Here is a 13,429-nt window from a genome sequence, read left to right as displayed (position 1 = left end):
CACCGCCCCGCGGCGCCGTCCGGCACGCACCAGGAGGAGAGCCCATGAAGGCCATCGTGATCCACGGCAAGGACGACCTGCGCGTCGAGGAGGTGCCCACCCCGGAGCCGGCCGAGGGCCAGGTCCGGCTCCGGGTCGCCTACGGCGGGGTGTGCGGCTCGGACCTGCACTACTGGGCCGAGGGCGCCAACGGCGAGTACACGGTCCGGGAACCCCTGGTGCCCGGGCACGAGATCTCCGGCACGGTGGACCTGGACCCCGCCGGCGAGCTCGCACCGGGCACCCCCGTGACGGTCCACCCGGCCACGTTCGGCACGCCCCAGCCCGGCATCGAGGACCGGCGCCACCTGTGGCCCGGCGGGGCCTACCTGGGCAGCGCCTCCACCTGGCCCCACACCCAGGGCGGGATGAGCGAGCACCTGGTGGTGCGCCGGGACATGGTCCGCCTGCTCCCGGCGGGCCTGCCCCTGCGCCGGGCCGCCCTCGCCGAGCCGCTGGCCGTGGCCCTGCACGGGCTCACCGTGGCCGGCGACGTGCGGGGCCGGCGCGTGCTCGTCTCCGGGTCGGGACCGATCGGCCTGCTCACCGTGGCCGCCGCGCTCGCCCGCGGCGCCGCCGAGGTCGTGGCCACGGACGTGCTCGAGGGCCCGCTCGAGCGGGCCCGCGGGCTCGGGGCGCACGGGACCGTGCGGGTGGGCGCCGAGCAGATCCCGTCCGGGGCGTTCGACGTGGTGCTGGAGTGCTCCGGCGTGCCGGCCGCCGTGGGCCCCGCGCTGGTGGGCGCGCGCCGCGGCGGCGTCGTGGTCCAGGTGGGGATGGTGCCGGACGAGGCGCGGCCCGTGAACCTCGCCCCGCTGGTCTCCCGGGAGCTCCAGCTGCGGGGCTCGTTCCGGTTCGACCACGAGATCGACGAGGCGATCGAGCTGCTCGCCGCGCGCCCCGGGATCGAGGACGTGGTCACCCACGAGTTCCCCGCCGAGCAGGCCATTGAGGCCTTCGCCACGGCCCGGGACTCCGCGGCCTCCGGCAAGGTCCTCGTGTCCCTGGCCGCCGGGGAGCGGCAGTGAGGCCGGGCCCGGACGGCGCCGCGCGCCCGGAGGCCGTGGTGGTGGGCGTCGACATCGGCACCACGAGCACCAAGGCGGTGGCCTTCGCGGTGGGCGGGGAGCAGCTCGCCGCGTCCTCGGCCGGCTACCCCCTGACGGAGCCGCACCCCGGCCACGCCGTGCAGGACCCCGAGCTGATCCTGCAGGCCGTGCTGGACACCGTCCGCGCGGTGGTGGAGGAGGTCGGGGCGCAGCGCGTGGCCGGGCTGTCGTTCAGCGCCGCGATGCACAGCCTGCTCGGCCTCTCGCCGGAGGGCGAGCCCCTCACCCCGCTCGTCACCTGGGCCGACACCCGGGCGAGCGTCCAGGCGGAGCGGCTGCGCGCCAGCGCGGGCGGGCTCGCCCTGCACCGGCGCACGGGCACCCCGGTGCACCCGATGTCCCCGCTGCCCAAGCTCGTGTGGTTCCACGACCAGGAGCCCAAGCTCTGCGAGCGCGTGGCGTTCTGGGCCGGCATCAAGGAGTTCGTGCTGCTGCGGCTGTGCAACGCGCTCGTGACGGACCACTCGGTGGCCTCGGCCACCGGCCTGATGAACATCCACGAGCTCGCCTGGGACGGGGAGGCCCTCGCCCTCGCCGGGATCCTGCCCGAGCAGCTGCCCGAGCTGGTGCCCACCACGCACGTCCTGCCCGGGCTCACGGAGACGGGGGCCCGGGCCACCGGGCTGCCCGCGAGCACGCCGGTCGTGGTGGGGGCCAGCGACGGGCCCCTGGCCAACCTGGGGCTGGGCGCGGTCCGGCCCGGGGTCGCGGCGTGCTCGATCGGCACGAGCGGGGCGCTGCGCGTCGTCGTCGACCGTCCCGTGGTGGACCCGCTGGGACGGGTCTTCTGCTACGCCCTGACCCCCGGGCGCTGGGTGGTCGGCGGGGCGATCAACAACGGCGGCGTGGTCCTGGGCTGGGCCGGTGACACCCTCGCCCCGGACCTGGGGGAGGAGCCGGAGGAGGAGCTGCTCGCGCTCGCGGCGAGCGTCCCGGCCGGGTCCGGGGGTCTGCTCATGCTGCCCTACCTGCTGAGCGAGCGCGCCCCGCACTGGAGCTCCCTGCCCCGGGGCGCCTACGTGGGCCTCACCCGCGCGCACCGCCGCGAGCACCTGGTGCGGGCGGCCCTGGAGGGGGTGTGCCAGCAGCTCGGCCTGGTCCTGCAGTCGATGCGCTCGGCCGGTCTGGCCGTGGAGCAGATCCGGGCCACGGGCGGCTTCGCCCGCAGCCCGCTGTGGCGGCAGCTGCTGGCCGACGTGCTGGGCACGGACATCTCCTTCGCCTCCGGGCACGAGGGCTCCGGGTTCGGGGCCGCGCTGCTCGGGATGCAGGCGCTCGGGCTGATCGAGTCCGTGGACGTGGCCGCGGACCTCGTGGAGGTGCAGTCCACGGTGCGCCCGGACCCGGCCGACGCCGCGGTCCACGCGTCCCTGCAGCCGGTGTTCGAGCAGCTCTACGAGGCGCTCGTGCCCACGTTCACGTCGCTGCGCCGGCTCGGCCCCTCCCTGCCGCTCGAGCGCGGCTGACGGGCCCCGGGCCCGGCCCCCGCCGGGATGCCCGCCGGGACGCCTGCCGGGATGTGCGGGGGCGCCGGGCCGGTGGCCGGTCCTGCGGCCGGACGGGGGCCCGGGTGCCCGATCCGAGACCTGCCCGGAGGGTGCGGCGGGGCGTCCGCGTGGGAGAATGGTCCCGTTCTGCGGCGCGTGCGGGAGCGTCCGGCCCCGCACCGCGGATCGTCGGCGCCGAGGGGGCCCGCCATGATCGCGAGAACGGACGTGGAGGAACTCCACCGGCAGGTCCGCGGCCCGGTCCTGCTGCCGGAGGACGACGGCTTCGCGGAGGAGCTCGCCGGTTTCAACCTCGCCGGCGTGCACCACCCGGACCTGGTCGTGGGCGTGACCGACGCCGCGGACGTGGTGGCCGTGATGCGGTGGGCGGCAGCCCACCACGAGCCCGTGGGGATCCAGTCCACGGGCCACGGCGCGGACCAGCCCATGGAGGGCGGGCTGCTGGTGACCACCCACCGGATGCAGGAGCTGGAGGTCGACCCCGTCCGCCGGACGGCACGGGTCGGCGCCGGTGTGCGGTGGCGCCGCGTGATCGACGCGGTCGCGCCCCACGGGCTCGCGGTCCTCAACGGCTCGGCCAGCGACGCCGGGGCGGTGGGCTACACCCTGGGCGGCGGGCTGCCGGTGCTCGGGCGGGTGTTCGGCTTCGCCGCCGACCACGTCGTGGCGCTCGAGGTGGTCACCCCCGACGGCAGGCTGCGCCGGGTGGACGCCGGGCACGAGCCGGAGCTGTTCGCCCTGCTGCGCGGGGGCAAGGGCAACCTGGGCCTCGTCACCGCCATGACCCTCGACCTCGTCCCCCTGGAGCAGCTCTACGGCGGCGGGATCTTCTACCCCGGCTCCGCCGCCCAGGACGTGCTGAGCGCGTTCAGCCGGTGGGCGCCCACCCTGCCGGAGCACGCCTCCACGTCCGTGGCCCTGCGCTGGATGCCGCACGACCCGACCGTGCCCGAGGAGCTGCACCGGCAGATGCTGGTGCACCTGCGCTTCTGCTGGGTGGGCCCGGAGGAGGAGGGGGCCCGGGTGCTCGCGCCCATGCGGGAGGCCGCCCGGCCGCTCCTGGACCTCGTGGGCCCCCTGGACTACCGGGACATCGACCAGGTGCACATGGACGCCACCGAGCCCGGGCTCTACGTGCTCACGGGGGAGTTCCTGCGGGACTTCGACGCCGCCGCCGTCATGACGCTCCTGCGCCGGGCCGGTCCGGACAGCGGGTGCCCGCTGCCCGAGGTGGGGATCCGCCTGATGGGCGGTGCCCTCGCCCGCACGGACGGCATCCGGGACGCGGTCTCGGGCCGGGACGCGGCGTTCTTCCTGGAGCTCATCGGCTGGCTGGCGCCCCACGTGGCCGAGGCCACGCCCCCGGCGCTGGCCGGGATCCTGCAGGACATGGCCCCGTGGTCCACCGGGCGGGCGTTCGTGAACATGCACGGGGTCCCGGGCGGGGAGAGCAAGCACGCCCGGGCGTGGTCCGAGGAGGTCTACGCCCGCCTCGTCCGGGCCAAGGCGTTCTACGACCCCGACAACCTGCTCCGCTTCCAGCACGTGGTGGGCCAGGACCGGTCGTCCCCCGGTCCTGGCCAGCCGGCGGACAGCTCCGCATGATGGACTCGGGGCAGCACCGCGGCGTTCCCGTGCGCGGTGACCTCTCTCGGAAGGAGATGTGATGGTGAACTTCAAGGGGCTCGCGGCCAAGGCCCGGCAGCTCGCCCAGCGCAACCCGGACAAGGTCGACAAGGTCCTCGACCAGGCGGGCAGCTTCGTGGACAAGCGCACCGGGCGCAAGTACGAGCGCCACGTGGACACGGTCCAGCAGAAGGCGCGCCAGTTCCTCGGCGGGGACCGCGCCCCCGGCGGGCCCGGCTCCGGCGATCGGGCCGCGGGCGGCCCCACCCCCGGCGAGCGCCTGGACGGGCGGCCCGGAGCCCCGGGGACGGGGGCGGCCGGGAACGTGCCCGGTGGCGCGGCTGGGCACGTGCCCGGTGACGTGCCGGGTGACCGGCCCGGTGACGTGCCGGGTGACCGGACCGGTGACCGGCCCGGCGGCGTGCCCGGTGACCGGCCCGGTCACGAGGAGCAGGGTCCGGACCCCCGACCCTGAGCGCGTCCCGGCACCGGACCCCGCCGGCCGCGCCCCGGAGCGCGGCCGGCGGGGTCCGTCCTCGTCCGGGGCGGGGACGGCCGCCCCGGGGGGGCGGGACGGCTCAGCGGGCCAGGAAGTCCAGCAGGGCCTCGTTGACCTCCGCGGCGTGGGTCCAGAGCAGCCCGTGCGGGGCGCCCTCGATCTCCACGTACTCGGCCTGCGGGAGGGCCTGGTGGAACTGCCGGCCGGTGGCGTCGACGGGCAGGATGTTGTCCGCGGTGCCGTGCACGATCAGGGCCGGGACGTCGATCCGGGGGATGTCCGCCCGGAAGTCGGTCAGCCAGGTGGGCTGCGCGGCCACCGAGGCCACGGCCCCGGAGCGGGCGGCGACGGCCCGGCAGGCGTCCACGACCTCCTGGCTGAGCCGGTCCGTGCCCAGGAACGTGTCCGTGTTGAAGAAGTTGCCGAAGAACTCGGTGAAGAACGCGTAGCGGTCGGCGGTCACGGCGGCGGCCAGGCCGTCGAAGACGTCCTGGGGCACGCCCGTGGGGTTGTCGTCGGTCTGCAGCAGGTAGGGCTCCAGGGAGCCGAGGAAGGCGGCCTTGGCGACCCGGGCGGACCCGTGGGTGCCGAGGTATCGGCCCACCTCGCCGGTGCCCATCGAGAAGCCGACCAGCACCACGTCCTGGAGGTCGAGGGTGGTCAGAACCGTGTCGAGGTCCGCGGCGAAGGTGTCGTAGTCGTAGCCGGTGGTGGGCTGGCTGGAGCGCCCGAAACCGCGGCGGTCGTAGGTGATCACGCGGTAGCCGGCCCCGAGCAGGGCGGCGGTCTGCTTCTCCCAGGAGGAGCCGTCCAGCGGATACCCGTGGATGAGGACGACGGGCTGACCGCTGCCGTGGTCCTCGTAGTACAGCTCGATGTCGGTGCTGTTCTCGGTGCCGACGGTGATGTGACCCATGGAGGTTCTTCCTCTCGCTGGTGCGACGGATGCAGAGAACGACCGTTCTCTGCGCTCGAGCCTAGGGAACGGCCGTTCTCCGCGCAATAGACTCGCAGGATGGACCCCACCGACCCCCGCCGGCACGTCGTCGAGACGGCGGACCGGCTGTTCTACGCCCGCGGCGTGCAGGCGGTGGGGATGGATGAGCTGCGGCAGGCGTCCGGGGTCCCGCTCAAGCGCCTCTACGCCCTGTTCCCGTCCAAGGAGGAGATCGTGCTCGCCGTGCTGGCCCGGCGCCACGCGCTGTGGGAGGAGGGGGTCCGCGAGCGCGTCGACCGCGCCGGCACCCCGCGGGCGCGGCTGCTGGCCGTCTACGACCACCTCGCGGACTGGTTCGCCGAGGACTCCTTCCGCGGCTGCGGCTTCATCAACGCCTTCGGGGAGCTGGGTGCCGTCTCGCCGCGCGTGGCCGAGGCTGCGCGGGCGCACAAGCGCTCGTTCCAGGAGTACGTCGCCGGCCTCGTCGAGGCCGCGGGCGGCCCCCGGGAGCTGGGCCCGCAGCTGTGTCTCCTCGCGGAGGGCGCCCAGACCACCGCCGCGATCGCCGGCACCCCCGAGGCCGCGGCGCAGGCGCGCCGGGCCGCGGAGGTGCTCGTGCGGGCCGCGATGCCCTCCGGCGACCCCGATGAGCCCGCTCAGTCGACCAGGGAGGCGTAGACCACGTAGTTGTCCTCGAACTCCCCGGTGGCCGGGTCGTAGCCGTCGCAGGTGATCAGCCGCAGCTCGGGGTCCTCGGTGTTGCCGTAGACCTCGAGGGTGGGGAAGTCGTCCTTGCCGTACTGCTCCCCGCGATCCACGGAGAAGACCGCCGTGGAGCCGTCCTGCCGGGCCACCTCGATCCTGTCGCCGGGCTCCAGGGCGCGCAGGTCCGCGAAGACCCCGGGGCCGCCGCCGGTGGCGTTGACGTGGCCCAGCAGCACGGCCGGGCCGCGCTCGCCGGGCGCCGGGGAGCCGGTGTACCAGCTCGCCGGGGAGCCCGGGCCCTCGGGCGGGACCGCCAGCGTCCCGTCCTCGCGCAGCCCCAGGTGCAGCAGCTCGGACTCGGTGCCGGTGGCGGGGACCGTCAGGGAGACCGGGTCCGCGACGGCCGGCGCCGGTGACGGAGTGCCCGAGGGGGCTGCGCCCGAGGGAGCAGCGCCCGAGGTGGCCGTGGCCGCCGGGGCGGGCCCGTCCGGTGCCGCGGTGCCGGCCGGCGCGGTGGCCGGTGCGCTCGCCACCGGTTCGGGTCCGGTGGCCCCGGGCTCCGGACCGGCGCCGGGGGCGGCGCAGCCGGTGGCGAGCAGGACGGCGGCCGCCGTGGAGGCCAGCAGGCCTCCACGGCGGCCGGGGGTCGATCCCGTCATGGCAGGAGCCGTTCCGTGGCTCAGGCGCGCGCGGCGCGACGGCGCAGGGCCCAGGCGGCGCCGGCCGCCGCGGCCAGCACCCCGCCGCCGAGGGCCGCGGCCTCAGCGGCCGAGCCCGTGTCCTGGGCCACGCCGGTGTCGGCGCCGCCCTCCGGCATCGCGCCCATCTGCGAGGCCGTCAGGGTCCCGCACGCCGCCGGAAGGGTGGCGGCCAGGGGCAGCTCAGCGTTCAGCGGGCTCATCTTCTCGGCGGCGGCGGCGGGCATCTTGGCCGGGTCCACCCCGTGGACGACCACGACCGCGGTGCCGTTGCGCAGCGACTCGGCGGTGGCCTCGTCCAGCTGCAGGGTCCGCTCGTAGGTGTAGGCCGACCCGCCCGGGAAGCGCTCCACGGCCAGGGCCGAGTCGGCGCTGGTGTCGCCCTCGGTGGTCAGGGAGGCGCCGATCATGCCGTAGAAGGGGTGGCCCTCGGGGGTGGAGACCACGCCGTCGCCGTCGGTGTCGGCCGTGGGGGGCGGGCACATGCCCTGGGCGGCGATGTGGATGTGCTGGGCGTGCGGGAACGGTCCGTCCATGAAGGTCTCGGCCGCGCCGCTCACGTCCATGGTGACGGTGGCCTCGGTGCCGTGGACGTCGACCATGACGTCGCCGGTGGTGCCGGAGTTGTTCAGGGAGCCCAGGGACGCCTGGGAGGACCACATGTCGGACTCGTGGGCGGACGCGGGGGCGGCCGCCATGGTGAGCGCGCCGAGGGCGAGGGTGGGAACTGTGAGGAGCATGGACTTGCGCATCAGATTCTCTCCTGTGTCGTACCGGGGGTCGTGCCGTGTGCGCACGTTCGGTGTGTGCACGGTCAGTTCGCCGCCGTGGATGCCCCGGACGGGTGCGGGGCGAAAAGTTTTTCCGCCGCCCCCGGACAGCAGGTGCACCCGTCCGCCGGGGGCCCTGCGACGAACAGCAGTCATGGAGACGGCAAGTGTGTCGGCGGCATTCCACCGCCCCGGTGTGGCAGGGTGCAGTTCGACACTGCTCCCGTCCGGCCCCCGGGCGCGGGGCTGCTCCCCGAGTGGACTGCGAGATCGTGTGAGCGAAGGACCCACCGGCCGGAGCGGCGGTGCCGGCGCCCCGGTTCCCGCTCCGGGACGGACCGAGGAACAGGCCGAGCTGCTGCGCCGGGTCGCGGCCGGGGACGAGGACGCCTTCGCCAGGCTCTACGACGCGACGTCGGCGGTCGTCCACGGGCTCGTGCTGCGGCTGGTCCGCTCCCCGGAGCTGACCGCCGAGGTGGTCCAGGAGGTCTACCTGATGGCCTGGCAGCAGGCGGAGCGCTTCGACGCGGGCCGCGGCACGGTCCTCGCGTGGCTGTGCACCATGGCCCACCGCCGCGCGGTGGACCGGATCCGGCAGAGCCAGCGGGACCGGGACCGGGACCAGCAGTACGAGATCCGCCAGGCGGAGATCCCGTCCGACTCCACCTGGAGCGAGGTGGAGCAGTCCCTGGACTCGGGGGAGGTGCGGGCGCAGCTGGGGGCGCTCAGCGCACTCCAGCGGGAGGCCGTCTGCCTGGTGTACTACCGGGGGTACAGTCACCGCCAGGTCGCGGAGCACCTGGACGTCCCGCTGGGCACGGCGAAGGCCAGGATCCGCGACGGGCTCAACCATCTGAGATCGGCACTGGGGGTGCGGTTGTGAAGGAGATCCAGGGGGACGACCGGGCCGGCGACGTCCACGCCGACGCGGCGCTCTACGCCGTGGACGCCCTCGGGCCCGGCGAGCGCGCCGCGTTCGAGCTCCACCTGCGCGGCTGCGCGAGCTGCCGGGAGGAGGTGGCCGCCTTCGCGGAGGTCGGTGCCCACCTCGCCTCCGCCACAGCCGACCCGCCGCCGCCGGAACTGCGCGAGAACGTCCTCGCGGCCGTACGCGGGACGCGGCAGGCGCAGCAGCCCGCCCACCCCGCCGGGCACCCGGCGGAGCACGGGGCCGGGGGAGCGCCCGTGTCCCTGGCGGAGCGCCGCCGGCGCCGGCACCGGCGGCTGACCGCCGCCGCGGCCGCGGTGCTCCTGCCCGCCGCCGCCCTGGGCGGCTGGGCCGTCGGCACGCAGAGCGAGCAGCGCCAGCAGCAGATCGTGGCCCAGGAGCAGGACCGGCAGGCCCGGTTGCTGAGCGCTCCGGACGTCACCACCCGGCAGCTCGAGGTGGACGGCCGTCCGGCCACCCTGGTGGTCTCGGAGCAGCAGGACGCGGCGCTGTTCGTCGCCTCCGACCTCGCCGGACCCGGGGAGGGCCGGGAGTACCAGCTGTGGCTCGTGCAGGAGGAGACCCCGGTGCCGGACGTGCACTTCGGCGGAGGGGACGTCCGGGTCTGGCTGGACGGGGACGTGGACCGGGCCGCGGCGGTGGCCATGACCGTGGAGCCCGCCGGTGGCTCCGAGTCGCCCACGCCACCGATCCTGGCCACCGCGGAGATCTGAGCGGCTCCTGCCAGAATGAGCCCATGAGCGCGGCAGATCCCTCCGGCACCGGCCACCAGACCGGCCCCGAGAACGGCACCGGCCACGGCACCGGCGACGAGAACGGCGGCCGGGTGCGGGCGGGGGTGTGGGCCACGCTCGGCGACGCCCGGACCACGCTCGCCCTCAGGCGCGCCGGCTTCGCCTGGGTGGGCGTCGACGCCCAGCACGGGCACTTCGACGACGCCGCCGTGCGCGGCCTGTTCGCCCTGCGGCACGAGCCGTCCGCCCCGGTGCTGGTCCGGGTGGCCGCGAACGACCCCGTGCTCATCGGCCGGGCGCTGGACGCCGGCGCCGACGGCGTCGTCGTTCCCCTGGTCCAGGACGCGGAGCAGGCCGGGGCCGCGGTCGCCGCGGCGCACTACCCGCCGCGGGGCGTCCGCAGCTGGGGCCCGCTGCCGGGGTCCCGGGACCCCGCCGGCGGCGTGGCCGACGCGCCCCGGCCGCTGTGCGCGGTCATGGTGGAGACCGCCTCCGCGGTGGCCGACGTCCGCTCCATCGCCGGGGTCCCGGACCTGGACATGGTCTTCGTGGGTCCCTTCGACCTGGCGCTCGCCCTGGGCCGGGACGTCGACGAGCTGCTCGCGGACACCGTCGAGGACGCGCCCCTGCCGGTGATCGTGCGCGCGTGCCGGGAGGCCGGGATCCTGGCCGGGGCCTACGCCGGGTCCCCGGAGCGCGCCGCCGCGCTGCGGGCACAGGGCTTCTCCTGGATCGCCGTCACGACCGACACGGGCGTCCTGCAGCTCGGCGCCGAGGCGGCCCGGACCCTGTCGGCGCGCTCGTCATGAGGACCCGCCCGGCGGGGGAGCACCGGCACCCCCTGCGCTGGGTGCTGTCCCGGGAGCTGGTCCGGGACTGGCTGCGCTCGTTCCGCAGGAGCCGCGGCGCCCTGTACTTCCGGGCCCGGAACCGCTTCTCCTCCGGGCCCGTGCGGGGGGATGCGCCCGTGGTGGTGAGCCTGACGTCCTACGGGAACCGGATCCGGGCGGTGCACCTGGCCGTGGAGTCGATGGTGCACGGCACCGTGCGCCCGCGGCGGCTGATCCTGTGGCTGCGGGAGGCGGACGTCGTGGCCGACCCGCCCCCGCCGCTGGCCCGGCTGGTGCGCCGGGGCCTCGAGCTGCGGTGCACGGAGGACTGGGGACCCCACCAGAAGTACTACCCCTACGTCCGCTCCCAGCCCCGGCACGCGCTGCCCCTGGTGATCGCGGACGACGACGTGCTCTACGGCGAGACGTGGCTCGAGGAGCTGCTGGCGGTGCACGACCGCCACCCCCAGGACGTGGTCGCCCACCGCACCCACCGGATCCGCCTCGCCGGAGGGCGGATCCTGCCCTACGCCACGTGGAGCCCCGGGGCCCCGCCGGAGGCGTCCTTCCGCACCTTCGCCACCGGCACCTCCGGGGTGCTCTACCCGCCGCACCTGCTCGAGGCCCTGCGCGAGCTCGGCACCGCGTTCACCGCCTGCGCGCCGATGGCCGACGACGTGTGGCTGCACGCCGTCGCCCTGCGCAACGGGACGCCGACCCGGCCCGTCGCCGACGGCCGCACCGCCTACCGGCCCATCCTGCGGACCCTCTTCCGGGGGCTCAGCACCACGAATGTGCTCCGCGGAGGCAACGACATGCAGATCGCAGCCACGTATTCGGCCTCCGACGTGGAAGAGTTGGAGCGTGCTCGGGCGACCGAGGGTCCCTGAGCACGTGGACGGGCAGTTCCCCCGCTTCCCGTCCGCCGGCCGTCCCCCCACGGCCGCTGTCCGTGCTCCCATCCCCCCAGGAGTTCCCATGCCGAACGACTACCGCCGCCCGGACCCGCCGCACCACGTCACCGCCGATGCGCCGCGCGGAGCAGGGCACTCGATCGTCTTCGACTCCCCGGCCGAACTGGCCGCCTACACCCGCCACGACCGCCTCCGCACCGACGGCCCGCTCCTGCTCGCCCGCCGCGCCGGATACCACCCCGACGGGCCGTGGCCGTGCTCGGCGCTCGAGTCCGCCCAGAACGTCCTCGCCACCCGGGCGCGCACCATGATCGAGATCGAGCTGCGCACCACGGTGGACGGCCGGTGCGTGGTCCTGCACGAGTCCGTCATGGGCCACGGCAGCACCGGCGCCGGGCCGGTGAGCGAGCAGTCGGCCGACTACGTGCTCAGCCAGCACCTGGTGGACAACTACGGCGAGGTCACCCGGTTCCCCGTCCGGGAGGCCGGCGAGTTCCTCACCTGGGCGGTGCTGGCCGGCGCCGTGCTGTGGCTCGACGTCCGGAACGTGTCCCCGGAGGCCGTCGTCGAGCTCGTCCGCGGCCACCGGGCCGAGGCCCAGGTGGTGGTCGGGGTGAACGGGCTGCGGGAGCTGAGCGTCTACCGCCGGATCGCCCCCGACCTCGTCTACTTCGTCCCCACCCACCGGGACGGCCTGCCCACGGTCGACGACGTCCGGCGCGAGGTGCCGGACCTCCGCCGGGTGATCGGCTTCGCCGGCCACTACATCCCGGACATGGAGGAGAGCCTGCGGATGCGCAGCTGGAACGTGCCGATGCGGCTCGAGCTGCACCGCTACGACGAGAACCTGCCCGCCGACGCCCTCGACGTGCACTACTACCGCCGAGCGGTCGAGGCCGGCTTCGGGATCCTCTCCACGAGCCACTACCGCGAGGTGGCCGACCTCCTGGGCCTCGTGGGATGGGCGCCGAAGAACGCCTCCGCGCGGGACGGCGGGGGAGTGCCCCGCCGCTGAGCCCGGCGGACGTGCCGGAACCCGGGTGCCCCGGACCGGGGCACCCGGGTTCCGGGCGCAGGGCTCAGTCGTCGCCCGGCGGGTCCGCGGGCGCGTCCCCCTCGGCCTGCGAGGGCTTGTTGTCGTCGGGGTCGACGGCGGACTGCACGTCCTGGTCCTCGGGGACGTCCCCCTCGGCCTGCGTGGGCTTGTTCTCCGCCGGGTCCGGGATGGTCTCGCTCATGCCGCTCCTCGTGTGCTGCGCAGGGTGCCGGTCGGATCCCACGCTACGCCGGGCCCGGAACCCCGACAAGGGACCGGGACCCGGCCGGGCTCCGGCCTCTATCCGGCGCGGCCGGCGCGGATCGCCGCGAGGAGCGGCGCGGAGACCAGTCCGGTCCGGTGCGCGCGCTCGACCGCGGCGAAGCCCTCCTCGGTCTCCTCGTACGGGAAGTGGATGAGGTCCGCCACGAGCTCCCAGTGGTCGATCATCCCCCCGGCCCAGAGCTGGCAGATCGCCCACGGGGTGTCCGCCGAGAAGGTCGGCGCGTCCGGCAGCACGTACTCCCCGGCCGGAACGCGCCAGGCCTCGAGGCTGTCCAGGTCCGCGGCGAGGTCCTCGAGGGTGTCGTAGTGGCCGGCGCGGTCCGGGTCCACGGAGCCCCCGGCGGTGGCCAGCTCCACGTCGTAGCCGCCCTCGGCCGCGGCGAACACGGTGGTGGGCCCGGGCTCCCCGCCGACCCCGGCGTCGAGGGGCAGCTGGGACGGCAGCCACTCCCAGCCGTCGCCGAGCTGGTCCATCTCCAGGTCCCGGTAGGCCACCCAGCCGCGGGCGACGAGCAGCTCGTGGGCGTCGTCGTCCCAGGTGCCCTGCTCGGCCCCCTCGATGTCGACGGTGCGGGCGCCGGCGGCGGCGTGGAACTCCCGCCGCTGCTGCTTCTTCTTGGCTGCGGCCTTCTTGCGGGGCTTGCTCTTGGGCACGGATCCTCCTGACGGGCGGGGACGGACGCCTCAGCGCTCCCTCGGACTCCCCATGATCGCCCATGCCGGGCCGTTCCGGGGCACCCGTGCTTGTCCCGGGCCCCGGCCGGGGGTAGCTTGCCCCGCAGGAGCCGCC

The 13,429-nt window shown here is 75.7% G+C and carries 15 protein-coding genes; 10 read left to right on the top strand and 5 right to left on the bottom strand.

Annotated elements, in window-relative coordinates; genetic code table 11:
• Positions 1-44: 44 nt before the first annotated feature.
• From QYM41_RS13760 to QYM41_RS13745, 4 genes are all read left to right on the top strand, one after another.
• Positions 45-1,067, top strand: a complete 1,023-nt coding sequence (locus QYM41_RS13760; protein WP_368800341.1) for an L-idonate 5-dehydrogenase — start codon at positions 45-47, stop codon at positions 1,065-1,067.
• Entirely contained in the window at positions 1,064-2,614 is a 1,551-nt protein-coding gene (locus QYM41_RS13755; protein ID WP_368800340.1) for a gluconokinase, read from the top strand. The genes QYM41_RS13760 and QYM41_RS13755 overlap by 4 nt, the downstream gene beginning before the upstream one ends.
• A gap of 231 nt (positions 2,615-2,845) precedes the next feature.
• A complete protein-coding gene (locus QYM41_RS13750; protein WP_368800339.1) occupies positions 2,846-4,261 on the top strand; it encodes an FAD-binding oxidoreductase in 1,416 nt (471 codons plus the stop codon).
• 61 nt (positions 4,262-4,322) lie between these two features.
• Positions 4,323-4,757, top strand: coding sequence for an antitoxin (locus tag QYM41_RS13745; protein WP_368800338.1), 435 nt, complete (start codon positions 4,323-4,325; stop codon positions 4,755-4,757).
• 103 nt (positions 4,758-4,860) lie between these two features.
• Here the strand turns inward: QYM41_RS13745 and QYM41_RS13740 are convergent, their stop codons facing one another.
• A complete protein-coding gene (locus QYM41_RS13740; protein ID WP_368800337.1) occupies positions 4,861-5,697 on the bottom strand; it encodes an alpha/beta fold hydrolase in 837 nt (278 codons plus the stop codon).
• A gap of 99 nt (positions 5,698-5,796) precedes the next feature.
• On the opposite strand from QYM41_RS13740, the gene QYM41_RS13735 reads away from it, so the two are divergent.
• Complete coding sequence (locus QYM41_RS13735; RefSeq protein WP_368800336.1) at positions 5,797-6,396, top strand: TetR/AcrR family transcriptional regulator; 600 nt, start codon at positions 5,797-5,799, stop codon at positions 6,394-6,396.
• Here the strand turns inward: QYM41_RS13735 and QYM41_RS13730 are convergent.
• Positions 6,375-7,082, bottom strand: a complete 708-nt coding sequence (locus QYM41_RS13730; protein WP_368800335.1) for a class F sortase — start codon at positions 7,080-7,082, stop codon at positions 6,375-6,377. The two genes, QYM41_RS13735 and QYM41_RS13730, sit on opposite strands and share 22 nt — an antisense overlap.
• Positions 7,083-7,102: 20 nt before the next feature.
• Positions 7,103-8,047 carry a hypothetical protein gene (locus QYM41_RS13725; RefSeq protein WP_368800334.1) on the bottom strand — a complete coding sequence of 315 codons (945 nt, stop codon included), beginning with the start codon at positions 8,045-8,047 and terminating at the stop codon, positions 7,103-7,105.
• A 118-nt stretch (positions 8,048-8,165) separates the two neighbouring features.
• Here QYM41_RS13725 and sigK point away from each other — a divergent pair, with 118 nt between their 5' ends.
• The 5 genes from sigK to QYM41_RS13700 all read left to right on the top strand — a co-directional run bounded on the left by sigK (position 8,166) and on the right by QYM41_RS13700 (position 12,333).
• Positions 8,166-8,774 (top strand): ECF RNA polymerase sigma factor SigK, encoded by a 609-nt coding sequence (gene sigK, locus QYM41_RS13720; RefSeq protein ID WP_368800333.1) that lies wholly within the window; start codon positions 8,166-8,168, stop codon positions 8,772-8,774.
• Positions 8,771-9,553: an anti-sigma factor gene (locus QYM41_RS13715; protein ID WP_368800332.1), complete on the top strand. Its 783-nt coding sequence runs from the start codon at positions 8,771-8,773 to the stop codon at positions 9,551-9,553. Before sigK ends, QYM41_RS13715 begins: the two co-directional genes overlap by 4 nt.
• Before the next feature lie 23 nt (positions 9,554-9,576).
• Positions 9,577-10,383, top strand: a complete 807-nt coding sequence (locus QYM41_RS13710; protein ID WP_368800331.1) for an HpcH/HpaI aldolase family protein — start codon at positions 9,577-9,579, stop codon at positions 10,381-10,383.
• Complete coding sequence (locus QYM41_RS13705; RefSeq protein WP_368800330.1) at positions 10,380-11,294, top strand: hypothetical protein; 915 nt, start codon at positions 10,380-10,382, stop codon at positions 11,292-11,294. The genes QYM41_RS13710 and QYM41_RS13705 overlap by 4 nt, the downstream gene beginning before the upstream one ends.
• An 88-nt stretch (positions 11,295-11,382) precedes the next feature.
• The gene (locus tag QYM41_RS13700; RefSeq protein ID WP_368800329.1) at positions 11,383-12,333 is read left to right on the top strand and encodes a hypothetical protein; all 951 of its coding nucleotides are present in this window, start codon (positions 11,383-11,385) and stop codon (positions 12,331-12,333) included.
• 64 nt (positions 12,334-12,397) lie between these two features.
• Here the strand turns inward: QYM41_RS13700 and QYM41_RS13695 are convergent, their stop codons facing one another.
• Together QYM41_RS13695 and QYM41_RS13690 are read right to left on the bottom strand one after the other, a co-directional pair.
• On the bottom strand, positions 12,398-12,556 hold the full coding sequence (locus tag QYM41_RS13695) for a hypothetical protein (protein WP_368800328.1): 159 nt from the start codon (positions 12,554-12,556) through the stop codon (positions 12,398-12,400).
• 98 nt (positions 12,557-12,654) lie between these two features.
• Positions 12,655-13,293, bottom strand: coding sequence for a hypothetical protein (locus QYM41_RS13690; RefSeq protein ID WP_368800327.1), 639 nt, complete (start codon positions 13,291-13,293; stop codon positions 12,655-12,657).
• Between the last annotated feature and the right edge of the window lie 136 nt (positions 13,294-13,429).

Source organism: Kocuria oxytropis (genome assembly GCF_040981195.1).
Lineage (GTDB): Bacteria > Actinomycetota > Actinomycetes > Actinomycetales > Micrococcaceae > Kocuria > Kocuria oxytropis.
This window is presented reverse-complemented; position numbering and strand designations above follow the sequence as displayed.

Bases quoted from the DNA above. Each gene is read 5' to 3' on its own strand.
- QYM41_RS13735 (WP_368800336.1), top strand. From the start codon at position 5,797: ATGGACCCCACCGACCCCCGCCGGCACGTCGTCGAGACGGCGGACCGG.
- QYM41_RS13750 (WP_368800339.1), top strand. From the start codon at position 2,846: ATGATCGCGAGAACGGACGTGGAGGAACTCCACCGGCAGGTCCGCGGC.
- QYM41_RS13740 (WP_368800337.1), bottom strand. From the start codon at position 5,697: ATGGGTCACATCACCGTCGGCACCGAGAACAGCACCGACATCGAGCTG.
- QYM41_RS13710 (WP_368800331.1), top strand. From the start codon at position 9,577: ATGAGCGCGGCAGATCCCTCCGGCACCGGCCACCAGACCGGCCCCGAG.
- QYM41_RS13705 (WP_368800330.1), top strand. From the start codon at position 10,380: ATGAGGACCCGCCCGGCGGGGGAGCACCGGCACCCCCTGCGCTGGGTG.
- QYM41_RS13700 (WP_368800329.1), top strand. From the start codon at position 11,383: ATGCCGAACGACTACCGCCGCCCGGACCCGCCGCACCACGTCACCGCC.
- QYM41_RS13745 (WP_368800338.1), top strand. From the start codon at position 4,323: ATGGTGAACTTCAAGGGGCTCGCGGCCAAGGCCCGGCAGCTCGCCCAG.
- QYM41_RS13730 (WP_368800335.1), bottom strand. From the start codon at position 7,082: ATGACGGGATCGACCCCCGGCCGCCGTGGAGGCCTGCTGGCCTCCACG.
- QYM41_RS13760 (WP_368800341.1), top strand. From the start codon at position 45: ATGAAGGCCATCGTGATCCACGGCAAGGACGACCTGCGCGTCGAGGAG.
- QYM41_RS13695 (WP_368800328.1), bottom strand. From the start codon at position 12,556: ATGAGCGAGACCATCCCGGACCCGGCGGAGAACAAGCCCACGCAGGCC.
- QYM41_RS13725 (WP_368800334.1), bottom strand. From the start codon at position 8,047: ATGACTGCTGTTCGTCGCAGGGCCCCCGGCGGACGGGTGCACCTGCTG.